At 60.1% G+C, this 25,023-nt stretch carries 19 protein-coding genes; 12 read left to right on the top strand and 7 right to left on the bottom strand.

Going from position 1 to position 25,023, the window contains the following annotated elements; translation table 11 throughout:
- Positions 1-4: 4 nt before the first annotated feature.
- Positions 5-2,089: a PQQ-dependent dehydrogenase, methanol/ethanol family gene (locus tag BLU26_RS01090; RefSeq protein ID WP_231701985.1), complete on the top strand. Its 2,085-nt coding sequence runs from the start codon at positions 5-7 to the stop codon at positions 2,087-2,089.
- Positions 2,090-2,346: 257 nt separating this feature from the next.
- Positions 2,347-5,049, top strand: coding sequence for a LuxR C-terminal-related transcriptional regulator (locus BLU26_RS01095; RefSeq protein WP_092283114.1), 2,703 nt, complete (start codon positions 2,347-2,349; stop codon positions 5,047-5,049).
- A gap of 155 nt (positions 5,050-5,204) precedes the next feature.
- On the opposite strand, the gene BLU26_RS01100 is transcribed toward BLU26_RS01095, so the two are convergent.
- Together BLU26_RS01100 and BLU26_RS01105 are read right to left on the bottom strand one after the other, a co-directional pair.
- Complete coding sequence (locus BLU26_RS01100) at positions 5,205-6,578, bottom strand: DUF1329 domain-containing protein (protein WP_092283115.1); 1,374 nt, start codon at positions 6,576-6,578, stop codon at positions 5,205-5,207.
- A gap of 16 nt (positions 6,579-6,594) precedes the next feature.
- Positions 6,595-8,391: a DUF1302 domain-containing protein gene (locus BLU26_RS01105; protein ID WP_092283116.1), complete on the bottom strand. Its 1,797-nt coding sequence runs from the start codon at positions 8,389-8,391 to the stop codon at positions 6,595-6,597.
- 277 nt (positions 8,392-8,668) lie between these two features.
- Between BLU26_RS01105 and BLU26_RS01110 the strand changes: the two genes are divergently transcribed.
- Positions 8,669-10,159, top strand: a complete 1,491-nt coding sequence (locus BLU26_RS01110; protein ID WP_092283117.1) for a helicase HerA-like domain-containing protein — start codon at positions 8,669-8,671, stop codon at positions 10,157-10,159.
- 46 nt (positions 10,160-10,205) lie between these two features.
- Here the strand turns inward: BLU26_RS01110 and BLU26_RS01115 are convergent, their stop codons facing one another.
- Positions 10,206-12,455 (bottom strand): Orn/Lys/Arg family decarboxylase, encoded by a 2,250-nt coding sequence (locus tag BLU26_RS01115; RefSeq protein ID WP_092283118.1) that lies wholly within the window; start codon positions 12,453-12,455, stop codon positions 10,206-10,208.
- Positions 12,456-12,608: 153 nt separating this feature from the next.
- Between BLU26_RS01115 and BLU26_RS01120 the strand changes: the two genes are divergently transcribed.
- Positions 12,609-13,052 (top strand): acyl-CoA thioesterase, encoded by a 444-nt coding sequence (locus tag BLU26_RS01120; RefSeq protein WP_231701986.1) that lies wholly within the window; start codon positions 12,609-12,611, stop codon positions 13,050-13,052.
- 20 nt (positions 13,053-13,072) lie between these two features.
- Here the strand turns inward: BLU26_RS01120 and ppnP are convergent, their stop codons facing one another.
- Complete coding sequence (ppnP, locus tag BLU26_RS01125; RefSeq protein WP_092283120.1) at positions 13,073-13,354, bottom strand: pyrimidine/purine nucleoside phosphorylase; 282 nt, start codon at positions 13,352-13,354, stop codon at positions 13,073-13,075.
- 122 nt (positions 13,355-13,476) lie between these two features.
- Here ppnP and BLU26_RS01130 point away from each other — a divergent pair, with 122 nt between their 5' ends.
- Together BLU26_RS01130 and BLU26_RS01135 are read left to right on the top strand one after the other, a co-directional pair.
- On the top strand, positions 13,477-14,343 hold the full coding sequence (locus BLU26_RS01130) for an NAD(P)-dependent oxidoreductase (protein ID WP_092283121.1): 867 nt from the start codon (positions 13,477-13,479) through the stop codon (positions 14,341-14,343).
- Positions 14,344-14,395: 52 nt separating this feature from the next.
- Positions 14,396-14,647: a YkgJ family cysteine cluster protein gene (locus BLU26_RS01135; RefSeq protein ID WP_092283122.1), complete on the top strand. Its 252-nt coding sequence runs from the start codon at positions 14,396-14,398 to the stop codon at positions 14,645-14,647.
- A gap of 9 nt (positions 14,648-14,656) precedes the next feature.
- Here the strand turns inward: BLU26_RS01135 and BLU26_RS01140 are convergent, their stop codons facing one another.
- Together BLU26_RS01140 and BLU26_RS01145 are read right to left on the bottom strand one after the other, a co-directional pair.
- Positions 14,657-15,544 carry an EamA family transporter gene (locus BLU26_RS01140; RefSeq protein ID WP_092283123.1) on the bottom strand — a complete coding sequence of 296 codons (888 nt, stop codon included), beginning with the start codon at positions 15,542-15,544 and terminating at the stop codon, positions 14,657-14,659.
- A gap of 170 nt (positions 15,545-15,714) precedes the next feature.
- Positions 15,715-16,593 carry a LysR family transcriptional regulator gene (locus tag BLU26_RS01145; protein ID WP_092283124.1) on the bottom strand — a complete coding sequence of 293 codons (879 nt, stop codon included), beginning with the start codon at positions 16,591-16,593 and terminating at the stop codon, positions 15,715-15,717.
- Positions 16,594-16,699: 106 nt separating this feature from the next.
- Here BLU26_RS01145 and BLU26_RS18500 point away from each other — a divergent pair, with 106 nt between their 5' ends.
- The gene (locus BLU26_RS18500; protein WP_157719266.1) at positions 16,700-16,849 is read left to right on the top strand and encodes a hypothetical protein; all 150 of its coding nucleotides are present in this window, start codon (positions 16,700-16,702) and stop codon (positions 16,847-16,849) included.
- 159 nt (positions 16,850-17,008) lie between these two features.
- On the opposite strand, the gene gltA is transcribed toward BLU26_RS18500, so the two are convergent.
- Complete coding sequence (gene gltA, locus BLU26_RS01150; RefSeq protein ID WP_092283125.1) at positions 17,009-18,283, bottom strand: citrate synthase; 1,275 nt, start codon at positions 18,281-18,283, stop codon at positions 17,009-17,011.
- Positions 18,284-18,611: 328 nt separating this feature from the next.
- Between gltA and sdhC the strand changes: the two genes are divergently transcribed.
- The 5 genes from sdhC to BLU26_RS01175 all read left to right on the top strand — a co-directional run bounded on the left by sdhC (position 18,612) and on the right by BLU26_RS01175 (position 24,995).
- Entirely contained in the window at positions 18,612-18,998 is a 387-nt protein-coding gene (sdhC, locus tag BLU26_RS01155) for a succinate dehydrogenase, cytochrome b556 subunit (protein ID WP_092288305.1), read from the top strand.
- On the top strand, positions 18,992-19,363 hold the full coding sequence (gene sdhD / locus BLU26_RS01160; RefSeq protein WP_092283126.1) for a succinate dehydrogenase, hydrophobic membrane anchor protein: 372 nt from the start codon (positions 18,992-18,994) through the stop codon (positions 19,361-19,363). The genes sdhC and sdhD overlap by 7 nt, the downstream gene beginning before the upstream one ends.
- On the top strand, positions 19,364-21,136 hold the full coding sequence (gene sdhA, locus BLU26_RS01165) for a succinate dehydrogenase flavoprotein subunit (RefSeq protein ID WP_092283127.1): 1,773 nt from the start codon (positions 19,364-19,366) through the stop codon (positions 21,134-21,136).
- A gap of 11 nt (positions 21,137-21,147) precedes the next feature.
- Positions 21,148-21,852 (top strand): succinate dehydrogenase iron-sulfur subunit, encoded by a 705-nt coding sequence (locus tag BLU26_RS01170; protein ID WP_092283128.1) that lies wholly within the window; start codon positions 21,148-21,150, stop codon positions 21,850-21,852.
- Positions 21,853-22,160: 308 nt separating this feature from the next.
- Complete coding sequence (locus tag BLU26_RS01175) at positions 22,161-24,995, top strand: 2-oxoglutarate dehydrogenase E1 component (protein ID WP_092283129.1); 2,835 nt, start codon at positions 22,161-22,163, stop codon at positions 24,993-24,995.
- The last annotated feature ends 28 nt before the right edge of the window (positions 24,996-25,023 follow it).

A 25,023-nucleotide genomic window follows, 5' to 3' on the forward strand; every position in this document is an offset into this window, starting at 1 on the left:
CCGCATGACTCAGATGATCAAAGGCTTCGGCCCTCTGCTGCGCCTGGCTGGCCTGAGCCTGGTCAGCCTCGGCTGGCTGGGCAATGCCCAAGCCGCGGTGGACGCGGCCGCCATGCAAGCACTGGAAACCGACGGCAGTGAGTGGTTGAGTTACGACCGCACCTGGGCGCAGCAGCGCTTCAGCCCGCTCGAACAGATCAACACCGAATCGGTAGCCAAATTGGGTCTGGCCTGGTCGATTGACCTGGACAATAAACGCGGGTTGGAAGCCACGCCGCTCTATCACGACGGGGTGCTGTATACCTCGCTGTCCTGGAGCCGGGTGATGGCGGTTGATGCCGGCAGCGGCGAGATCCTCTGGAGCTTCGATCCCGAGGTCAACAAGGCCAAGGGGCGTGACGCCTGTTGTGATGCGGTCAATCGCGGGGTTGCGCTGTGGCAGGGCAAGGTCTATGTGGGCACGTTGGATGGGCGGCTGATCGCGCTGGACGCGCAAACCGGCAAGCCTGTCTGGACCCAGCAAACCACGGACAATAGCCAGCCATACACCATCACCGGCGCGCCGCGGGTGCTCAAGGACATGGTGCTGATTGGCAATGGCGGCGCCGAGTTTGGCGTGCGCGGCTTCTTCTCGGCTTACGATGCCAATACCGGCGAGCTGCGCTGGCGCTTCTACACCGTGCCGCGCGACCCAGCGCAGCCGCAGGAACACCCGGAGCTGAATGCGGCGCTGAAAACCTGGAGTGAAGATACCGACTGGTCGCTGGGCGGCGGTGGTACGGCCTGGGACAGCATGGCCTACGATCCCGAGCTTGATCTGCTGTACGTGGGCACCGGTAACGGCTCGCCCTGGAACCGTGAGGTGCGTAGCCCTGGCGGTGGCGACAACCTCTATCTGTCCTCGATCCTGGCACTCAAACCGGAGACCGGCAAGCTGGTCTGGCACTATCAGGTGACGCCCGGCGACAGTTGGGATTTCACGGCGACCCAGCAACTGACGCTCGCCGAGCTGGAGATTGCTGGCAAGCCGCGTCAGGTGATCATGCAGGCGCCCAAGAACGGTTTCTTCTATGTGTTGGACCGCGCCACCGGTGAGCTCCTTTCGGCGGAAAAATTCGGCAAGGTAACCTGGGCCGAGCGCATTGATATGGCCACCGGTCGACCGGTCGAAACCGCCGACGCGCGCTATCAGAAAGACACGCTGGTGATGTGGCCCAGCCCGCTGGGGGCGCATAACTGGCACTCGATGTCGTTCAGCCCGCTGACCAAGCTGGTGTATATCCCGTATCAGGAGGTCCCCGGCACCTACAGCAATGAGGCCGGCAGTTTTGTGCGCAAGCGTGCTTTCAATACGGCGGCGGGCTCTTCGGAAATTACCGAGCTGCCGCGCGAGTACACCTCGGGCGCATTGCTCGCCTGGGACCCGGTCAAACAGCAAGCTGCCTGGCGGGTAGAGCGCCCTAATCACTGGAATGGCGGAACCCTGGTCACCGCCGGCAACCTGGTTTTCCAGGGCACCTCCGCTGGGCAGCTGGAAGCCTACAGTGCCGATAAGGGGCAACCGCTGTGGAGCTTTGAGGCGCAAACCGGCGTGATTGCCGCGCCCATGACCTACCAGCACAAGGGCCAGCAGTACATTGCCCTGATGGCTGGCTGGGGTGGCTCCGGCGCGCTGATTGGCGGCGACGCGGCAGTTGCTACGGGCGTACGCAACGTCAGTCGTATGCTGGTATTCAAGCTGGGCGGCAACAAGCAACTGCCCGCCCTGGCGCCGCCGGCGGGCAGCGAGCGCGTGCCTGAGCCGGTGGTGGCGGCAGCCAGCGAGTTGGCTGCCGGTGAAAAACTCTATTCGCAATACTGCGCCGTCTGCCATGGCGTTGGGGTTGTGGGGGGAGGAGTGATCCCCGACCTGCGCCACAGCAGCGACGCGGTGCGTGGCGCCTGGGATGCGATTGTGCTGCACGGTGCCTATCAGGCCAACGGTATGGCAGCCTTTGGCGACAGCCTGAACAGCGAGGAGGCCAACCAGATCCGTCTCTATATCATGCAGCGCGAATACGATAGCTGGATTCAGGAGACAAAGAAGTAGCTCGAACCTGTCTGCACTTCGGGTCAGAGCGTGACCCGAAGTGCATCTAGAGTCTTTACTCTAATATCACCAGATCTTATGATGGGCGCGTCAGCCTGGTTGCGGCGTGTCTCGCGTCTTCTGCCTGCTATGCTGACCTCAAGGCCAATGGACTGTGGCCAGACAACAATAACAATAGGTCGCACATTCGGTTGCTGCTGTCGACGCTTGCCGTGACCGCATCGCCCCAGGCGACCCGCGCTCAGCATGGGTAGTTCATGAACATCAGATTGGGTGTGCAGCAGTACGCCAACGCTCCCGATACGGGGCAAGGTAGCGACGTTCCGCTTCTGTTGAAAACCAAGATTACGCCGCCGCGTCGTGGTCGCGGGATATTACCCAGGCCGCGTCTGGAGCAGCACGCCAGCTTGCTGAATGAGCGTCGCCTGGCGATTCTCATGGCGCCTCCCGGCTTTGGTAAGACCACCCTGGCCAGCATCTGGGCCGATACCCTGCAGGCACAGGCGCACGCGGTAGCCTGGCTCTCGCTGGACGCCGAAGACGATTCTGCCCAGCGCTTGCTGTTCTATATCGCGGCTGCATTGAACCAGGCCGACCCGATGCTGGGGCAAGCTTGTCTGAGCCTGCGCGCTGAATTGACCTTCTTTTCCACCGAGACCTTGGCCAGCCTGCTGATCAATGAGCTCAGTCGCAGCGAGCGGCCGATCACCCTGTTTATAGATGACCTGCACTGCATCGACGACGAGGTGCTGGTCGAGGCGCTGCGGTTTCTGCTCCAGCGCGCGCCCGCGCACTTCCATCTGGTTTTTATCAGTCGCAATGAGCTGCCCTCGGCGCTGCTGGAGCACTTGTACGCCGATGACCTGCTGGAAGTAGGCGGTGCTCAGCTGCGGTTTGAACTGGAAGAAACCCGCGATCTGTTGCGCAAGGCCGGGTACGAGCCACAGGAATCCAGCGATATCAGTCGCATTCAGGAGTCGGCCGAAGGCTGGATTGCTGCGCTGCGGGCTTTTCTGCTCACGCCGGGCCACAATGTCGCGCGTATCGCCCCGCGCAGCATCTGTAACCTGTTTGAGGAAGTGGTGCGTCATCTCGATGAGCCGCTGCGGCAAAGCCTTTACCCGCTTGGCTTGCTGGATAAGTTCAGTGAAGGGCTACTGGCTGAACTTCTGGGCGGCCCGGCCGCACGGCAATTGCTTGATCAATTGCAGCAACGTCAGCTGTTCATTACCGCGCTGGACCCCGAGGAAACTTGGTTCAGCCTGCACCCGCTGTTTCGTGAACACCTGAAAAAGGCCTATCTGCGTCAGCACGAGAGCGAGGCGCGCGAAGTGTTGGTGCAGGCAGCGCATTGGTTTGCCGAACGCAAGTTGTGGCTCGATGCGATCAGGCTGGGGCTCGACAGTGGCGAGGTCTGGCAGGTCAAGGTCTGGATAGAGCACTGCGCGACCACGCTGATTGAACAGGGCGATTTCACTACCCTGGTGATCCTGGAAAAGCGCTGGAAATTGCAAGCGGCTGACTGCCCCCTCCCTCTGAAAATGGCACGCGCCTGGGCCATGGGGCTGTCGCTGGAGTTGGGGCAGGCGCACAAGCTGGCCAAGCAGATAGAGGCTGAGCTGTGGAATGAACCGGACAAGGGCCAGAGCACCTCGATCTATTGGGAGGTACAGGCCTTGCAGGCCATGCTGTTGGGGCTGGCGGATCACAACACCCGGTCCGGCCCTTGGGCGCAGCGCTGCTACGACTCGGGAGCCACCCGGCCCTGGGTTACCAACGTCCTGCTCAACCTGATGAGCGGCAGCTTGCTGCGCGATGCCGACTGGGAGGCGCTCTACCAGTTGCCGCCGACCATGGACGCGCAGGATGGCAATCGCGGTTACTTTCTGCATGAATGCTACCGGCAGTCGTTGACCGCTCTGGCCGAAGGCGCGCAGGGCCGTATCAGTTACGCGGTCGAAGGCTTGCAGGCCTTGGTGAGTCAGATAGACCAGAACTTTGCCGATGGCCTGACGACGCCGAACCCGGTGCTGTTGGCGCTGCCCAATGCCCTGCTGGCGCATTATTTCTATCTGCGTGGCGAGATGACCCAGGCAGCGGATCACCTGCAGGGCTGCCTTGATTACATCAACATGGGCGGCTTTCTGGATTGTATTGCGCTGGCCTTCATCACCTCTGCGCGGCTGCAAGCGCAGCAGGGGCAGGCACTGCGCGCGCGGCAGACGCTTGAGCAGATGACAGTGCTGGCGCAGCAGCGCGAGTGGCCACGGCTGCAAGCCTGGGGATTACTGGAGCGCGTGCGGCTCTGCCTGCAGGAGCGGCGTGTTCGTGAGGCCGCCGGTTGCCTGCGTGAGCTGCAGCAACTGCAGGCGCTGGCGCTGGACGACGGTGGCGTTGATCGCGCTCAGTTTGCCCTGCTGGCCGAGCTATGGCTCGGGTTGGCAGGCCAGCCGGTGCGCAGCGAATTGGTAGAGGAGGCGCACGCGCTCCTGGCTGATTTACGCCAGCGCCAGTTCTGTTTGATGACTGCTGAGCTGGGGCTGGCGCTGGGTTTTTATCTCGCCATGCACGGTGATCGACAGGGTGACTCCCTGCTGAGCGAGGCACTGGGCTTGATCCGCGACAGCGGCGCCGTGGCGCTGTTGCGCGATATCGGCGTCGCTGAAGCCTGCACCGCGCTGGCGGCCTATGTTCCGGTGAGCTGGCATGCAGAGGTCATCACACTACTTGGCCCGGCTGCCCAGGTGGAGGAAGAGGGGAGTAGCTGCGCGGCCTTGCTGGCGCTCACGGTGAAGGAGCGGCAGGTGATACAACGCGTCGCCGAGGGCAAATCGAACAAGCAGATTGCCAAGGATCTGAGCGTGACCCCGGAGACCATCAAGTCGCATATGAAAAGTATCTTCGCCAAGCTGAAGGTAGAAAGCCGTGCACAGGCCGCAGTGATGCTGCAGCAAGGGTAGGCTAGGCGCAGCGCTGGCCGCAAGCTACAAGCAAAGGCAGCTATCACGGGATTTGGGTGTGGATTTCAGCTTGCCGCTTGCCGCTTGCAGCTCAGAAGAAGGGTGCCCTGTCGCCCGGAGCAGCGGAAACGACAGGGGCTTGGTAGTGCTCGGTACTAGCGGATACCCGCCGCGCGCAGGGCGTTGGGGGTGAAGTCCGCCGAGGAGGCTTCAAAGTCGAAGTCGTAGTTCTTGCGCTCTTCGTTGGTCATGCCCAGGGCCATGTAGCGACCGTTCTGCAGGTCGTACAGAGTTTCAATCGCATAGCCAGGTACTTGCTGATCAAAGCGTTGCAGCGCGACCGCTTCTGCCACCCGCCACAAACCGCCCCGACCGTCGTAATGGTCGATCTCGCCAGCTTGCCAGTTGTCCTCGTCGATGAAGAAGTGCCGCTTGGCATAGACGTGGCGCTGGCCCTCACGCAGGGTGGCTTCTACTTCCCAAACGCGATGCACCTCGTAACGCACCATGTCCTGGTTGATATGGCCCTTCTGGATGATGTCGTCGTACTTCACCTCGCGCGAGGCAATAGCAAAGTTGTTGTAGGGGATCAGCAGCTCGCGCTTGCCCACCAGCTTCCACTCGTAACGGTCGGGTGAGCCGTTGTAGAGGTCGTAGTTGTCGGAAACCCGAGTGCCGTCTGCGCTCAGTGCGGGACCGTCGTAGGCGACCTGTGGTGCGCGGCGTACGCGGCGTTGACCGGCGTTGTACAGCCAGGCGGCGCGGGGCTCTTTAACCTGATTGATGTACTCGTGGACCAGCAGTACGTCACCGGCCAGCCGTGAGGGCGAGAGTACCCGCTGGGTGAAGTAGAACATCAGGTTGTCGGAGATCTTCGGGCCGTAGTCGGTCAGCGCAGTAGCGAAGCTGAAGGCGTCCTGCAATACCACGTAGGTGTTCGAGCCATTGGCCTGCGGCGTGGCCTGGGCCATGGTGCGGGTGAAGCTGCCACCGCGATAGCGGGTGATGTGGTTCCAGATCACCTCGACGCCGTTTTGCGGGATGGGGAAGGGGTAGGCGGTATCGAAGTTCTCCAGACCGTTGCCGCCGGCTGCCAATTTGGTATTCACCGCGTTGCGCGCGACGGCGTCAAATACCTTCTGCGGCACGGTGGCGGTGCGTTTGGTCTGGAATACCCGCAGTTTGTAGGTATCCGGGTAGCGCTGCAGCATGGCCTTCTGGCCATCAGTCAGCAGGTCCTGATACTGATCCATGTTGGCCGCTGTCACCACGTACTGCGGTTGCTCGCCGGCGAAGGGGTCGCCATAAAAGCCATCGCTGTCTACCGCGGCGGCATTGGTCGCCATGCCGCCGGTCCATTCCGGGATGGTGCCGCTGGCGTTGCCGGCGCGTTCGGCGCCCAGCGGTGTCAGCGTGGTCTGCAAGGTGGCAGCCTGCTCCGGCGTGACGGCGGCCGAGACCGACAGCGCCAGCGAGCTCAGGGCCAGTACGCCGATCGTCTGGAGTTTCAGTTTTTGTATTGAGGTCATATTGTTCTCCGTTTGATCAGAAGTTCACGCCGAAACTGACTGCCACAAAGTCGCGGTCGGTATTCGGGTTGTAGTCGCCGCCAAAAAAGTTGGTGTAACTGACGTTGGCGTTGTACTTGTTGTTGTACACCGCGGTGAGGCCGAGGCTGGCGGCCATCGAGCCTTCTACGAAGTTCGGACCGGTGCCGTCCACGTCGTGCGAGAAGGCGAAGTTGGGTTTCAACGCGATGCCAGCAAAGCCGTCGTAATCCATGTTGACCAGGGCGCGGTAACCCCAGGAGCTGCTGGTGTAAAAGCCGTCATCGTTGCAGTACTTGGGTTGCGCTGCGTTGAGGCCTTCGCAGGCGCCGGGTACCGGCAGTTCGCCGCTACCGTAGAGCGAGTCTCGGCCGTAACGCAGCTCACCCATGTCGTTCTTGATGCCGCTGATGTGGTTGTAGCCAACCTCGCCGATCAGGGTCATGCTGCGCGCGCCCCAGATATTGTCGAGGATGCGTACTGCGGTCACCTGCGCCTGAGAGACCGGCAAGCGCTTGTAGCCCTGAATCTCGGTGCCGGCGGTAATGGGCACGCCAAACACGGCGCCGGGCACTTGGCCGCTGGTGCTCAGCGGGGTAACCGGGTTGCCCAACGCCGCGCCGACCAGATCGTTGGAGCTGATCTGCACCGGCTGGTTCGGACGATAGCTGACTTCGCCAGACAGCGCGGTGCCACCGACGTTGGTCTGGAAGCTGACGCCGTAGATGCGGATGTCTTCCGGGTAGGCGAGGAAGTAGTTGCCCAGCATGGCGACATCGATCTGCCCGGTTTGCGAATTCGGTTGCGTGCCGATCGGCGTCTGTCCGCCCGCAGCGATGGTGTTGAAGGTAGGCAGGCGGCTGTGAATGTTCATGAAGTAGGCGCCGAACTCGGTCTGGTTGAGCTGCTCTGCGTAGTAGCGCAAAGACATGCCAAACTGACCTTCATCGCTGGCATCCCGGTCGCCCGCACGGGGCACGTAAACGAAAGTCGGGTCACCATTGGCGCCGTTCTGACTGCCGCCCACACCGACCTGATAACAGCCATCGGCGAGTGTGTCACTGGGCGAGAAGAAAGTGCCGCAGTTGTCGATGACCGTTTGGTCCCACTCCAGCTGGTAAAAGGCTTCCATCCCCAGATTTTCGGTCAGACTCTGGGACAGGTAGAACATGTTGACCGGTATCAGGCCTTCCTTGATCTCAGCGCCCGGGCGGCGGAAGGCAGCGGCATCGATGGGGTTGATGCTGTTAATGCCGTTCTGGATAAAGGTGCTTTCGCCCCAGCTGACCACTTGCTTACCCACGCGGACGGAGCCGGGCATGTCGCCGATGGTGTAGTTGTGATAGAGAAAGGCATCCAGCAGCTGCACGCCAGAGCCCTGGGCCGCACTTTTGCGGTTGTCGTCGCTGATGTCATACAGGCCCTGATGGCCGTCCTTCAGCTCAAAGTCGTACCAGTACTTGCCCCGCACGAAGACGCCGGTGTCGCCGTATTGCAGCGACAGGTCATGGATGCCCTTGAAGATGGTCGAGAAGGCATCGCCCTTGTCGAAGTTCAGCCGGTTGTCGTCGGTATTGGCTGCGTTGGCGTTGCCGCCGTTGGCTGCCCAGATGAGATCCTTGTCCGGGTCGGCGGTAGCCCAGCTGGAGCCGACCGAGATGCTGGAGTCGAACTGGCCCTCTACCTCGCCAATATCAAACCGCAGCGCATTGGCTGGCATCGCGGCGGCCATGGCGATAGCCACGACCATGGGCTTTAGCCCTGTCTTCAAGGCATTTTTTGTTGTGTCTTTCATGAGCTTCCTCGCGCCGGGCGCTTGTTGTTATTAATAATCCCTGGCAAGTGAGGCGCCGCGGCGTGTTGCCACAGAGCCGTCACATGCACCGACTCTATGTGGCCGCGGATGACGGCTATACCCCCCTGATGGGGGGTGAGGATGGGGTAGCTGGCTTGCAAGCCGGGCATGGCGGTCCATAATGCGATGGCGCAGCGAGGCAGCTGCAACAACGCATTGATTAACCCAGAGCATCGCTGGCTTGGCGCGGCTCGCAGCAGGCAGGGAGAGTTGGCTGATGCCGGATTTACAGAGGGCGCCACTATTGATTGGCGGCAATGACAGTGTCAGCGTGGCGATCGAGCCGCGCATGGCCAACCGCCATGGGCTGATTGCTGGTGCCACCGGCACCGGCAAGACCATTACCTTGCAGGTGTTGGCGCAGAGTTTCTCGCAGCTCGGTGTGCCGGTGCTGGTGCCGGATATCAAGGGCGATTTTTCCGGTATTGCCAAGGCCGGCACGGCGAGTGAGAAGCTGCAACAGCGCGCCGACAAGGTGGGGCTGGGCAGCATGACGCTGTGCGGCGCGCCGACGGTGTTCTGGGATGTGTTTGGCAAGCAGGGCCATCCGCTGCGCCTGACCCTCGCCGAGCTGGGCCCCATGCTGCTCTCGCGCCTACTCAACCTCAATGAGACCCAGAGCGGCATCATCGACATCCTGTTCCGCGTGGCCGACGACAACGGCTGGCTGTTGCTGGATCTGAAAGATCTGCGCTCAATGCTGAGCTATCTGCACGAGCAGCGCGCCGAGATCGGCAAGCGCTATGGCAATGTCTCTGCCGCCAGCCTGGGCGCCATCCAGCGCGCCTTGCTGCGGTTGGACGGAGAAGGTGCCGAGCAGTTGTTCGGCGAGCCGGCCATCAGCCTGGATGATTTTTTGCAGACCGACGAGCACGGTCAGGGCGTGGTTAATGTGCTGCACGCCGCGCAGTTGTATCAGACGAGCCCGTTGGCGTATTCCTGCATTCTGCTCTGGCTGCTGTCGGAGCTGTTCGAGCAATTGCCCGAAGTGGGCGATGCCGACAAACCGCGCTTTGTGCTGTTTTTTGATGAGGCGCACCTGTTGTTCAGCGACACGCCCAAAGCCCTGGTCGACCGCATCGAGCAGGTGGTGCGGCTGATCCGCTCCAAGGGGGTAGGGGTGTACTTTGTTACCCAGAGCCCGCTGGATGTACCGGAGAGCATTCTCGGGCAATTGGGTAACCGGGTGCAGCACGCGCTGCGCGCCTTTACGCCGCGTGACCAGAAGGCGGTGCGCGCCGCCGCGCAAACCTTCCGCGCCAACCCTGAACTGGATACCGAAAGCGCCATCATGGCGCTGGGTGTGGGCGAGGCGCTGGTCTCGGTGCTGGATGCCAAGGGCACACCGGGCATAGTGCAGCAGATACTGATTCGCCCGCCCGATAGCCAGATGGGGCCGATTGACGAAGCCGAGCGCGCGGCGCTGATCGAGGCCTCGCCGCTGGCCGGTGCCTATGACCACCTGGAAGATCGCGAGTCGGCGTACGAGGTTCTGCAAGCCAGGGCAGACAAAGCGCTGTCTGCGGAAAAGCCCGAGGTGACCACGCAGGCTCAGGCGCGCAAGAAACGCGGTGCGGCCGAGAAGTCGATCAGCCAGGAGCTGGCCGACATGTTCAGCGCTTTCGGCCGCAGCGCCATGCGTTCGGTGGGTACCCAGGCGGGACGGGCGATAGTGCGGGGGATTCTCGGCTCGTTGCGCAGCAAGTAGCGAGCGGCCGCCTCACTCGTGCACGTGGGCGAGGCGGCCACGCTGGTTACCCTTCAATCAGGCAATCCACCCGCCAGTTTGTCTGGCCGTCAAACTGCTCCATGCGCAGACCATGGATGTCGTTGGCAAAGCCGGGGAACTGCTCCTCCAGCTCGATGGCCGCGTTCAGGTAGTCGGTGATCGCGCTGTTGTCCTGCGGGAAGCGCTCCCCTGGCATGATCACTGGAATACCCGGTGGATAGGGTACCAGCAACACGGCGCTCAAGCGCCCGGCCAGCGCGCTGACGGGCACGGATTCAACCTGACCTCTGACCATCTGCTGGTAAGCGTCTGCCGGGCGCAGGGTGATTTGCGGCAGGGTGGTGTACATCTGCCGCATTAGCTTGATCAGGCTGTGCTTCTTGTAGCACTGGTGCAGGCGTTCACCGAGCGCGCGCAGTCCCAGGCCCTGATAACGCGGGTGCTGCGCGAGACTCGGCAGCGTTACCTCCAGGGGCGCGTCCCGATCGTAGAGGCGCTTGAATTCGCGCAGTTCCGACAGCAGTGTGCTCCATTTGCCCTTGGTAATGCCTAGGGAGAACAGAATCAAGAAGGAATACAGGCCCGTCTTTTCTACCACCAGGCCGCGCTCGGCCAGAAAGCGCGTTACCAGTGCGGCCGGTATGCCGCTCTTGGCCAGGCGGCCCTTTTCCTCAACGCCGGGTGTGAGCAGGCTGACCTTGATCGGGTCAAGCATGGCAAAGTCATCGCTCATGTGGCCAAAGCCGTGCCACTCGGCCTGATCATCCAGGGTCCAGTCGTTGGCCCGCAGATCGGGTTCGGCCAGCGCCGACTCCGGCTCCCAGACATCAAACCACCATTGCTCCTCTGGCATCTGTTCGGCGGTCTGCGCCATGGCGCGGCGAAACGACAGGGCTTCGTCGAGGGTTTCCTGTACCAGCGATCTGCCGGCCGGGCCGGCCATCATCCCGGTCGCCACATCGATGGAGGCGATCATGCCGTAGTGCGGCGAGGTAGAGGTATGCATCATGTAGGCTTCGTTGAAGCGCTCATGATCGAGCTGCTGCTCGGCGCTGTCCTTGGCGAGAATGATCGAGGCCTGCGAGAGTGCGGCCAGTACCTTGTGCGGCGACTGGGTGGCAAACACCAGCGGGTGCTGGGTGCGCGGTGCACCGGTCCGCTCGCTCATGCCGTGACGCCCGTGATAGAACGGGTGAAAGGCCGCGTAGCCGTACCAGGCCTCGTCAAAGTGCAATACGTCGACGCTGTCCTGCAGCTGCTCCTTGATCATCTCGGTGTTGTAGCACAGGCCGTCGTAGGTGGAGTTGGTGAGCACCGCCAGCTTGATCTTGCGTTGGCTGCCATCAAGCAAGGGGTGTTGTTCAATCAGCCGCTGCAGCGCAGCAGGGCTGAAGGCCTCGCGGCCAATCGGGCCGATGATGCCGTAATCGTTACGCGAACCGCTGAGGTAGATGGGGATGGCGCCGGTCATGATGATCGCGTGCAGGATCGACTTGTGGCAGTTGCGGTCAACCAGTACCAGATCATCGCGGGTAACGTAGGCATGCCAGATGATCTTGTTCGACGTGGAGGTACCGTTGACCACGTAAAAGCTGTGATCCGCGCCAAAGGTTCGCGCGGTGTTGGCTTCGGCTTCGGCCACCGGCCCGGTGTGATCCAACAGCGAACCCAGACCCGGTACCGAGACAGACAGATCCGAGCGCAGGGTGTTCTCACCGAAGAAGTCGTGAAAGGCGCGCCCCACCGGGCTCTTGCGAAAGGCCACGCCGCCGCCGTGGCCGGGTGAATGCCAGGAGTAACTGGAGCGCGCGGTGTAATCCAGCAGGGCCTTGAAAAACGGCGGCAGGAGTTGACTGAGGTAGCTGCGCGCGGTGCGCGCAATCTGTCCGGCAATGAAGGGCAGGGTATCTTCAAACAGGTAGATGATGCCGCGGATCTGGTGCAGCTCACGCAGCTCGGCGAGCAGCTCCGGCGCTATGGTCTGGCGCGTGCTCAGCGCCATGATCGGCAATTCCGGCGAGCGGCTGTGGGCGGCACTGAACAGGGTCTCGACGTCGTCCAGCGCGACCTCGCTGTCGGGGGTAAACAGGATGCATGAGAGGCCGCGATGCGCCTCGGCGATCAGCCGCCCCTCATCCAGTGACTCGGCGCCCAATACCTCAAAGCCTTCGCCGTCAAGTGCCTGGAACAGGGCGTCAAGTTGGGTGCCTGCCACGTTGGACAGGCCGATAGCGGGGTTGATGACCAGAATGGGGAAATTCAGGTGCTTGAACATGACGGCCCTGTGTTGCTGTGGATGTATCTCCAGCCTAAGCCAGATTGCCCTGTTTTGCCTATGCCAAGGCCGTGGCAGGGTGTCTTTGTAGTACCATCGGGCATCCAACCAAGGCGGCTAGTATTGGGCCGCCCTTGCCAAGGAGATGCGCTTTTGAATTGGGATCTGCATAACCCGCATACGCTGGATATTCTGGTGCGCGCCGAGGATATCGACGAGCTGGGCCATGCCAACAATACCGTTTACGTCCGTTGGCTGGAGCGTTGCGCCTGGGAGCATTCGATGTCACTCGGGCTGGGGCTAGCTCAGTACCGTGAGCTGGACCGCGCGATGGCGGTGCTGCGCCATGAAATCGATTATCTGGCGGCTGCGTATGAGGGTGATGAGTTGGTCATGGCGACCTGGATCATTCACTGGGACAAAAAGCTGCGCATGACACGGCACTTTCAACTCTGCCGCAAAAGCGATGGTGTGACGCTGCTGCGGGCACGGACTACCTTTGTATGTATCGAACTCAGTACCGGGCGGCCCAAGCGCATGCCCGAGGTATTTATCGAGCAGTACGGCAAGGGGCTGACGCAAGCCAGCCCCGAGTAAACCTCAACCTTGGCGCGGCCTTAGCGGTATTCGCAGAGGTAGGCGGTATCGCGCTCTACCTTGAGGTTGAAGCGGCTGTTGGCGGCAACAGTGAACTGCTCGCCGGCAGCGTAGGTAGTCCAGCTGTCGGCATCGGGAAGCTTGACCGTCAGAGCACCGTTGATGACGTGCATGATTTCCAGTTGGCTGGTGCCGAACTCGTACTCGCCCGGTGCCATGACGCCCACGGTGGCGCTGCCTTCTGGCTGTTGAAAGGCGATGGACGCGACCTTGCCGTCAAAATACTGATTTACCTGAAACACGGGGCATACTCCTGGAAGGAAAGGGCGCTCATTATGCCGAGCAGTCAGGCCTTCAGGCAATTGCCGCCAAGCTTAAAAATCATCTGTTTTTACCCGTTCAAAGGGGTATGGGAGTCGCTGGCATGGCAAATATCGGTTTTATTGGTCTGGGTGTGATGGGTTACCCGATGGCGGGGCATCTGCAGCGCGCCGGGCACAATGTCACGGTCTACAACCGCACGGCCAGCAAGGCGCGCCAGTGGGTAGCCGAACATGCCGGCAGCGCTGCGGATACGCCTGCGCTGGCCGCAGTCGATCAAGACTATGTGATGCTTTGTGTGGGCAACGATGATGATCTGCGCAGCGTCGTTACCGGCGAGGACGGCGTATTGACGGGGGCCAAAAATGGCCTGGTGCTGGTGGATCACACCACAGCCTCGGCAGATGTTGCGCGTGAACTGGCAGCGCTGGCGGCGAAGCAGGGGGTTGGCTTCCTGGACGCGCCGGTATCGGGTGGGCAATCCGGTGCCGAAAAGGGGCAACTGACCATCATGGTGGGTGGTGATGAAGCGGTGTTCGACCTGCTGCGTCCAGTCATGAAGTGTTATGCCCGCATGTTGCAGCTGATGGGGCCGGTCGGTAGCGGCCAGCTCACCAAAATGGTGAACCAGATCTGCATTGCCGGTCTGGTGCAGGGGTTGGCCGAAGCGCTGAACTTTGCCCAGAACGCGGGGTTGAACGGCGAGGCGGTGGTCGAGGTTATCAGCAAGGGCGCGGCGCAATCCTGGCAGATGGAAAACCGTCACAAGACCATGCTGGCCGGCGAGTTTGATTACGGTTTTGCCGTGGACTGGATGCGCAAGGATCTGGCTATTGTGTTGGCCGAGGCGCAGCGCAATGGCGCGCAATTGCCGGTGACCGCATTGGTGGATCAGTTCTATAGCGATGTACAGGCCATGGGCGGCGGACGTTGGGATACCTCCAGCCTGATTGCGCGGCTCAAGCGCTGACACTAGAATGCGCGCCCTGTGTTCTTCAGTGGTTACCTTCAGAGAGTGTTAAATGCAGTGTCGAGACGGCTGTGGTGCCTGTTGCATCGCACCATCCATAAGTTCGCCTCTGCCGGGCATGCCCAACGGCAAGCCGGCGGGTGTGCGCTGCCTGCATTTGCAGGCGGATAGACGCTGCGCCATTTTTCACTCGCCCGAGCGGCCGGCGGTCTGCGCCGGCTTTGCGGCCGAGCCCGCCATCTGCGGCGAGAACCTGGACGAGGCCATGCGCATCATCACCTGGCTGGAAGGAGAAACCGCCTGAACGGCGGCATCAGCTACGTTGATTCAGCGGTACCGCGCTGCGCCGCGGAGCGGCAAACACGTTGACCGCCAGCCCACCCATCACCAGTAGTGTGCCCCACATCTGCAGCTCACTCAGTTGTTCGCCCAGCAACAAGGCTGCAGAACTGAGACCGATCACCGGCACCAGCATCGAGAAGGGCGCCACCTGCGCAGCTGGGTAGCGCGACAGCAGTCGACTCCAAAGGCTGTAGCCCAGCAAGGTCGCACCAAAGGCAAGATAAATCAGCGCTAATATCGACTGCAGGCTGATGTTGCCCAGGGCGTGGCCTATCTGCTGTGGCCCCTCCAACAACAGCGACATCGCCAAAAAGGGTAACGGCGGCACCAGGCTGCCCCAGACCACCAAACTCACCAGGTCGACCTGACCAACGCGCTTGGTAATGATGTTACCCATGCCCCACATCGCTGCGGCGCAGATAGTCAGGATAAATCCGGCCAAGGTCATGCCGATGCCGCTGTTGATACCAATCATTATGAGGCCGGTGGCGGCGATCAGCAGGCCGATCAGGTTGTGCGCGCGGATGCGCTCGCCCAGCACCAGAGAGGCGAACAGCAAAGTGAAAAAGGCCTGCGATTGCAATACCAACGAGGCCAGGCCGGCTGGCATGCCTACCGACATGGCCGAGAACAGAAAGGCAAATTGGCCAAAGGAAATGGTCAGGCCATAGGCCAACAGCCAGCGCAGCGGGATCTGCGGACGACGAATGAAAAACACCGCCGGAATAGCCGCCAGGGTAAAGCGCAGCGCGCCCAGCAGCATGGGTGGCAGTTCGTCCAGGCCCAGCTTGATGACGACGAAATTGAGCCCCCATACCAGAATAACCAGCAGGGCGAATCCAAGATCTCTGGGCGACATGAGGCGGCGGGCTCCGTTGTTACAGGGGATATAGAGCTGCCTATACAATCATGCCCGGCGCGTTGTGCTGCGGTACAGTGATGCCCGCAATGACCTGTACAGTACTGCGCTGCTGGATTGCGCAGCAGGCCACGCGCCTCCCAACTGACCGGCGTGGACGCAAACCAGGGTTACAACATTTCGAAGCTGTGAGTGACGAAGCTTTGCAGCGCATCCACTAGCGGGCCGCTCTGGCTGCTACGCTCAAGCAAAATCTGATACCTGCCGAGTGGCGGCAGCCCCGCCGCGTCGTCCACTATCTTGAGTGGTTTGCTGACCAGCCCGCGCGGGAAGGGAGCAATCGCCAAGTCGGCCGCCATTGCCGCTTGCTGGCCAGTGCAATGTTCGCTGACATAGGCAATGCGGTAGGCAATGTTGGCGCGGTCGAGCGCCGCCAAGGCGGCCTCTCGCCACACGCAGCCGGCGCTGGCCAACGATAGCGGCAAGGGTCTGCGCGCGGCTGCCTGGCCACCAGCACATTCCGTCCAGACCAGTTGCTCGGTATAAACCACCTGACCGCTCGTGGCGTGATCGCCGGAGGTGACCAGGGCCAGGTCAAGCTCGCAGCGCGCTATCTGTTCGAGCATATCAACACTGCGCCCCACGACCACATCGACCTGCACGCCGGGGTAGCTGCGCGCAAAACTGCTCAGTACTGCCGGCAGTATGCGCGTGCCGACGTCATCCGACGTACCAAGGCGAACGCGGCCGGTAATCTCCGGATGGTAGAACTGACGCAGGGCTTCCTGGTTGAGACTGAGCATGCGTCGGGCAAAGCCCAGCAGTGCCTCGCCCTCGGTGGTGACGCGGGCGCGCCGTGGGGTACGCAGTAGCAGCTGGTAGCCCAGCAGCTCTTCCAGACGCTTTATCTGCATGCTCACGGCGGAAGGGGTGCGGTGCACCTGAGCGGCGGCGCGGCTAAAGCTGCCGGTTTCCGCGATGGCGATGAAGCTGCGCAGTACATCCAGCTCCAGCAGTGGCAGGGCGGCGCCCTGTGCTGTGTCGACCATAGGATTTCCGTTCAATTAAATTGAAAGTTGATGTTATTTAAATTCGCTGGATTGAACAACCTGGCCGCGCGAAGGTGATCGTTCATTGCCAAAGGAGACCTTCATCATGACTAGCGACGAGAAAAACCAATGCCAGAAAAGAGATGTTCCGCAGCCACGGCCCGAACGCGACTTCTATATGCCGGCGATGCCGCCATTTTGGCTTTGTCGTGCGGTGACGCGGGCAGCGCGCAAGTTGTGCCGCTACTTCAAGTAATGCGCGCCGCGACCGCAGCGACCTTCATTCAGGTTCTTGGCGAGTAGCGCCAATGGCCTCGCCTCTGGGTAAGGTGGTTTTGCGCTTGTGCCGTAAGGGTTGTGGTTGAAATTCGCGCACAAAAAAACCCGCCGAAGCGGGTTTTTGTGCACAGACGACTTACTTGGAAGGGTAGTCGCGCTGCGGCGAGCCAGTGTAAAGCTGGCGCGGACGGCCAATCTTGTACGGGCCGCTGATCATCTCGTTCCAGTGGGCAATCCAGCCCGGCGTGCGGCCGGTGGCGAAGATAACCGTGAACATCTCGGTCGGAATACCAATCGCCTTGAGGATGATGCCGGAGTAGAAGTCGACGTTCGGGTACAGGTTGCGTTCCTTGAAGTAGGGATCGTTGCGCGCGATCTCTTCCAGCTTCATGGCCAGTTCCAGCTGCGGGTCGTTGATGCCCAGCTCGGCCAGTACTTCGTCGCAGGTCTGCTTCATGACCTTGGCGCGGGGGTCGAAGTTCTTGTAGACGCGGTGACCAAAGCCCATCAGTTTGAACGGGTCGTCTTTGTCTTTCGCTTTGGCGACAAATTTTTCGATGTTCGACACGTCGCCGATTTCATCCAGCATGCGCAGTACGGCTTCGTTCGCGCCACCGTGTGCCGGTCCCCACAGGGCGGCGATGCCGGCTGCGATACAGGCGAAGGGGTTGGCGCCGGACGAGCCAGCCAGACGGACGGTGGAGGTAGACGCGTTTTGCTCGTGGTCAGCATGCAGGACGAAGATACGGTCCATTGCCTTGGCCAGAACCGGGCTGATCGGCTTCTCGTCACAGGGTGTGTTGAACATCATGTGCAGGAAGTTTTCCGAGTAGCTCAGGTCGTTGCGTGGGTACATCATGGGCTGGCCCATGGAATATTTGTACACCATGGCGGCCAGGGTCGGCATTTTGGCGATCAGGCGGATAGCCGAAATTTCACGGTGGTGGGCATCGTTGATGTCCAGCGAGTCGTGATAGAAGGCGGACAGCGCGCCGACAACGCCACACATGATGGCCATCGGGTGTGCATCGCGACGGAAGCCATTGAAGAAGGTCTTCAGTTGTTCGTGCACCATGGTGTGGTTCTTGATGGTGCTGTCGAACTTGGCTTTTTCTTCGTCAGTGGGGAGCTCACCTTTCAGCAGCAGGAAGCAGGTTTCCAGAAAGTCTGCTTTTTCTGCAAGCTGATCAATGGGATAGCCGCGGTGCAGGAGCACGCCCTTATCGCCATCGATATAGGTAATTTTGGATTCACAGGATGAGGTGGCCATGAAGCCAGGGTCGAAAGTGAAAACGCCTTCTGCAGTGAGGCCGCGAACGTCCACGACATCGGGACCCATGGTCCCGGAATAGACCGGTAGGTCAATGGGGGCAGCGCCCTCGATGATCAATTGCGCTTTTTTGTCAGCCATTGATGGCCTCCTGTTTTGCTGTATCGAAAAGGTGACCCCCCACGCAGGGCCCGCATCACTATAAGGTGATAAATCGGTTTGTCAATTGTACTGATAGTGAAAGGAAATAAGCGCAATTAAAAGCTTTAATTGGGCAGTTAAATGTGTTTTGGGCATTGCTAGGTATCCGCGATTCAGAGCGCTTTGCAACACGCTGTTGCATTGTAATCAATGGTTCAAGTCTCTATACTCCTTGACCGGCAAAGTGACTCACAGGGCCTCTCGCAGGGGCTGCAGTACAGGGTTACGCACCTTCCTATAATCCAGCCCTGCCCACAGGGCCATGAGTGTGAATATAGCCGTGAATAGCAAAAGACCCGTCAACCTGGACCTCAGGACAATCAAACTTCCTGTCACAGCCTATACGTCAATTCTCCACCGCATTTCTGGCGTGATTCTGTTCGTTTCCATTGCAATTCTGTTGTGGATGCTGGACACATCACTGAGTTCGGAAAGTGGTTTCGAGCAAGTTCAAAGTTGCCTTCAGCACCCTCTGGCCAAACTGGTCGTATGGGGCATTCTCGCTGCATTGCTCTACCACCTGGTTGCCGGTGTGCGCCACCTGGTAATGGATGCTGGCGTGGGCGAAGGCCTTGAAAGTGGCAAGCGTGGCTCGCAGGCAGTGATCGTTATTTCTGTCATTCTGATTGTTCTTCTGGGGGTTTGGATATGGTAACCAACGTCACCAACCTGTCTCGCAGCGGCTTGTATGACTGGATGGCGCAACGCGTTTCCGCTGTTCTGCTGGCTGCATACGTGCTGTTTCTGCTCGGTTATCTGATCGCGCACCCGGGTCTGACCTTTGCCGAGTGGCAGGGTCTGTTCAGCCAGAATTGGATGCGTATCTTCAGCCTGCTCACGCTGGTTGCCTTGAGTGTGCATGCCTGGGTTGGCATGTGGACCATTTCAACCGATTACCTGACTCCCATGGCCTTGGGCAAATCTGCCACTGTTGTCCGCTTCCTGTTCCAGGCGGTCTGCGGTCTTGCCATGTTTGTGTTTTTTGTCTGGGGCGTGCAGATCCTGTGGGGTATTCGATAAATGTCTAACATGCGTACTTTGACTTTTGACGCCATCATCATCGGTGGCGGCGGTGCTGGCATGCGCGCTGCGCTGCAGCTGGCCCAGGGCGGTCACAAGACTGCCGTTATCACCAAGGTGTTCCCGACTCGCTCGCACACCGTATCTGCCCAGGGTGGCATTACCTGCGCCATCGCGTCGGCTGATCCGAACGACGACTGGCGCTGGCACATGTACGATACCGTCAAGGGTTCCGATTACATCGGTGACCAGGACGCTATCGAGTACATGTGTTCAGTAGGTCCAGAGGCGGTGTTTGAGCTTGAGCACATGGGGCTGCCGTTCTCACGTACCGAGCAGGGCCGTATCTACCAGCGTCCGTTCGGTGGTCAGTCCAAGGGTCCGGATAACCCGACTCAAGCGGCACGTACCTGCGCCGCCGCCGACCGCACCGGTCACGCGCTGCTGCACACGCTGTATCAGAACAACGTCAAGCACAACACGACCTTCCTCAACGAGTGGTACGCGGTTGATCTGGTGAAGAACCAGGGCGGCGCCATCGTGGGTGTCATCGCGATCTGCATTGAAACCGGCGAAACCGTCTATATCCGCTCCAAGGCCACTGTACTGGCTACCGGCGGCGCGGGTCGTATCTACGCATCCACCACCAACGCGCTGATCAACACCGGTGACGGTGTGGGCATGGCGCTGCGCGCTGGCGTGCCGGTGCAGGACATCGAGATGTGGCAATTCCACCCGACCGGTATCGCCGGCGCGGGCACCCTGGTGACCGAAGGTTGCCGTGGTGAAGGTGGTTACCTGATCAACAAGGACGGCGAACGCTTCATGGAGCGTTATGCGCCCAACGCCAAGGACCTTGCCGGTCGTGACGTGGTTGCCCGTTCCATGGTCAAGGAAATCCTGGCCGGTAACGGTTGTGGTCCGGATGGCGACCACGTAATGCTGAAGCTGGATCACCTGGGTGAAGAAGTCCTGCACAGCCGCCTGCCGGGCATCTGTGAGCTGTCCAAGACCTTTGCTCACGTAGACCCGGTTGTCGCGCCTATCCCGGTTGTGCCGACCTGTCACTACATGATGGGCGGTGTTGCTACCAATATTCATGGTCAGGCTATTACCCGTGACTCGGCCGGTAACGACAAGATCGTCGAAGGCCTGTTCGCGGTGGGTGAAGTGGCTTGCGTGTCCGTGCATGGTGCCAACCGTCTGGGCGGCAACTCGCTGCTTGACCTGGTGGTATTCGGTCGCGCCGCTGGTCTGCACCTGGAAAGCGCGCTGAAAGAAGGCGTTGACTACCGTGATGCGTCGCAATCCGATATCGATGCTTCGCTGGCTCGCCTGGCTGGTCTGAACGAGCGCACCAAGGGCGAAGACGTCGCGCCGCTGCGTAAAGAGCTGCAAAACTGCATGCAGAACTACTTTGGTGTATTCCGCACCGGTGAGTTCATGCAGAAGGGCATCACCCAATTGGCTGATCTGCGTGAGCGTATCGCGACCGCCAAGATCGACGACAAGAGCCAGGCGTTCAACACCGCACGTATCGAAGCGCTGGAACTGCAAAACCTGCTGGAAGTGGCTGAAGCCACCGCGATCGCAGCCGAAGCCCGCACCGAAAGCCGCGGCGCCCACGCGCGTGAAGACTATGAAGATCGCGATGACGTGAACTGGCTGTGCCACAGCCTGTACATGCCTGAAACCAAGCAGCTGGAAAAGCGTGGAGTCAACTTCTCGCCGAAGACAGTGCCCGCCTTTGAACCTAAAGTGCGTACCTACTAAGGGTGACCGATATGTTGCAAGTAAGTGTTTATCGTTATAACCCCGAAGCCGACAGCGCGCCGTTCATGCAGGACTTCCAGGTCGACACCGGTGGCAAGGACATCATGGTTCTTGACGTGCTGGCGCTGATCAAGGAACAGGACGTAGGCATGGCCTATCGTCGCTCCTGCCGCGAGGGTGTTTGCGGTTCCGACGGCATGAACATCAATGGCAAAAACGGCCTGGCGTGCATCACGCCGCTGTCCGATGTGGTCAAGAATAACAAGCTGGTACTGCGTCCGTTACCTGGTTTGCCGGTAATTCGTGACTTGGTTGTAGATATGAGCATCTTCTACAAGCAGTACGAAAAAGTTCAGCCGTATCTGCAGAATGACACGCCGGCGCCCGCTATCGAGCGCCTGCAGTCTCCCGAAGAGCGGGAAAAGCTGGATGGCCTGTACGAGTGTATCCTCTGTGCCTGCTGCTCCACGTCCTGTCCTTCTTTCTGGTGGAATCCCGACAAATTCATCGGTCCCGCTGGTCTGTTGCAGGCCTACCGCTTCCTGGCGGACAGCCGCGACGAGAAGACCGATGAGCGTTTGGCTTCACTGGATGACCCGTTCAGCGTGTTCCGCTGCCGTGGCATCATGAACTGCGTCAATGTCTGCCCCAAGGGTCTTAATCCGACCCGGGCAATCGGACATATCCGCAACATGTTGCTGCAAAGCGGTACCTGATCGGCTGTAATTGCATTAAGTTGGCCTGAGCCGACCCCTGCTACAAGGGGTCGGACAGTTTTAAGACGGACCGCTAGCTCAAAAAGCCGCGGTTTGTATGTACCTAAACCAACAGGGGCAATCGGGTAACACCCGAACTATCTGTCGGGGCCGGCAATTTTCCGTTATGACGGAATATGTGGCAGCAAGGTAGGAAGCAGCGACACTGCTCCGATACCACCAAACATATTCTGCGCGGATGGCAGAGTTGTATTTGCCAATTAATGGTCTTTGCGCCAGATGGTGTCCCCATAACAGGGTGACCAAGCATGCCAGACAGCGAAATGCAGCAGCTGTGGAGCACGTCTCACATATCCGGTGGGAATGCATCCTATGTTGAAGAGCTTTACGAGCTCTACCTGCAAGATCCGAACAGCGTTGCCGAAGAATGGCGCAGCTATTTCCAGAAACTGCCCCAGGTTAACGGCCATGCCGGATCAGATGTCCCTCATTCCGCCATTCGCGACCATTTTCTCCTGCTTTCCAAGGGTAACCGACGTCCTCAGGCCGCCGCTGGCCAGGTCAGTACCGAACACGAGAAAAAGCAGGTCGATGTTCTCCGCCTGATTCACTCCTACCGCATGCGTGGCCACCAGGCTGCAACGCTCGATCCGCTTGGGTTGTGGAAGCGCGAAGAGATCGCGGACCTTACGCTGTCTGATTATGATCTGACCGAAGCTGACCTGGACACCGTGTTCCGTACCGGTGAACTGCAGTTCGGCACAGGCGAAGCCACCCTGCGTGACACCCTGGAAGGGCTGAAGACCACCTACTGCTCGAACTTTGGCGCCGAGTACATGCACATCGTTGATTCCAGCCAGCGCCGCTGGTTTCAGCAGCGCATGGAGAGCGTGCGCGGTCGTCCGCAGCTGGGCGCTGATACCAAGCGTCACCTGCTTGAGCGTCTGACCGCAGCAGAAGGCCTGGAAAAGTACCTGGGCACCAAGTACCCGGGTACCAAGCGCTTTGGTGTGGAAGGCGGCGAAAGCCTGATTCCCATGCTGGACGAAATCATTCAGCGCTCCGGTTCATACGGCACTCAGGAAGTGGTGCTGGGTATGGCCCACCGTGGCCGCCTGAACGTGCTGGTCAACACCCTGGGCAAGAACCCACGCGACCTGTTCGACGAGTTCGAAGGCAAGAAAAAGGTTGATATGGGCTCCGGTGACGTCAAGTACCACCAGGGCTTCTCCTCCAACGTCATGACCTCCGGCGGCGAAGTGCATCTCGCGCTGGCATTCAACCCGTCACATCTGGAGATCGTTTCTCCGGTGGTCGAAGGTTCGGTGCGCGCCCGTCAGGATCGCCGTCTGGATACTACTGGCGACAAGGTTTTGCCGATCAGCATCCATGGCGACGCGGCATTTGCCGGCCAGGGCGTGGTGATGGAAACCTTCCAGATGTCCCAGACCCGTGCCTACAAGACCGGTGGCACCATCCACATCGTGGTTAACAACCAGGTGGGCTTCACCACCAGCCGTCAGGACGATGCGCGCTCTACCGAGTATTGCACCGACGTAGCCAAGATGATTCAGGCGCCGATCTTCCATGTGAATGGTGATGATCCGGAAGCCGTGCTCTTTGTTACCCAGCTGGCCGTTGATTACCGCATGCAGTTCAAGCGTGATGTGGTCATTGATCTGGTTTGCTACCGTCGTCGTGGTCACAACGAAGCGGATGAGCCCTCCGGTACCCAGCCGCTGATGTATGACATCATCACCAAGCACGCCACTACGCGTGAAATCTACGCTGACCGTCTGGTCGGTGAAGGTGTGCTGAGCAAGGAAGATGTTCAGGAGTACTTCGAGGAGTACCGCAACGCGCTGGATAATGGCGACCACGTGGTCAAGAGCCTGGTCAAGGAGCCTGATAGCAGCTCCTTCGTCGACTGGGCCCCGTACCTGAATCACAAGTGGACCGCGCGTCACGACACCAGCTTCGATCTGAAAACCCTGCAGGAGTTGGCCAACAAGCTGACTGATCTGCCGGACGGTCTGGTGCTGCAGCGTCAGGTCAGCAAAATCGTCGAGGACCGTCGCAAGATGGCGGCCGGCGCGCTGGCACTGAACTGGGGCTTCGCTGAAACCATGGCCTACGCGACGTTGCTGCACGAAGGTCACCCGATTCGTATTACCGGTCAGGACGTCGGCCGCGGCACCTTCTCGCATCGCCACGCCGTGCTGCACAGCCAGAACGACGGTCGTGCCTACGTGCCGCTGCGCAAGCTGAGCGACAACCAGCCGCGGTTTGATATCTATGACTCGCTGCTGTCGGAAGAGGCGGTGCTGGCCTTCGAATATGGGTACGCGACGACTACGCCTAACGCGCTGGTTGTCTGGGAAGCCCAGTTCGGCGACTTCTTCAACGGCGCTCAGGTAGTGGTTGACCAGTTCATCACCAGTGGCGAGCACAAGTGGGGCCGTCTCTGCGGTCTGACCATGTTGCTGCCGCACGGTTATGAAGGGCAGGGGCCTGAGCACTCCTCGGCTCGCCTGGAACGCTTCCTGCAACTGTCTGCCGAGCACAACATCCAGGTTTGCGTGCCGTCCACGCCAGCGCAGGTTTATCACATGCTGCGCCGTCAGGTGATCCGTCCGCTGCGTAAGCCGCTGATTGCACTGACGCCCAAGTCGCTGCTGCGTCACAAACTGGCTACCTCGACCCTGGAGGAGCTGTCTGAAGGTTCGTTCCAGACCGTGATCCCCGAGGTTGATGCGCTCGATCCGAAAAAGGTCGATCGCGTGGTCATGTGTAGCGGCAAGGTCTATTACGACCTGCTTGAGAAGCGCCGCAAGGAAGAGCTCGACAACATCGCCATCGTGCGCATCGAGCAGCTCTATCCCTTCCCGGAAGACGACCTCGGCGAGGTATTGGCACCTTACAAGCACCTGAAAAAGGTGGTCTGGTGTCAGGAAGAGCCGATGAACCAGGGCGCCTGGTATTGCAGTCAGCACCATATGCGTCGGGTTCTTGGTGAGCACAAGACCAAAAATCTGTATCTGGACTACGCTGGACGGGAGGCTTCTGCCGCGCCGGCCTGCGGCCATCCTTCCATGCACGCGGAACAGCAGGAAAAGCTCCTGCAAGACGCTTTTACTGCCTGAGCACCGGCGACAACAGAGAATTTATAAG

It is taken from the genome of Halopseudomonas sabulinigri, from assembly GCF_900105255.1.
Lineage (GTDB): Bacteria > Pseudomonadota > Gammaproteobacteria > Pseudomonadales > Pseudomonadaceae > Halopseudomonas > Halopseudomonas sabulinigri.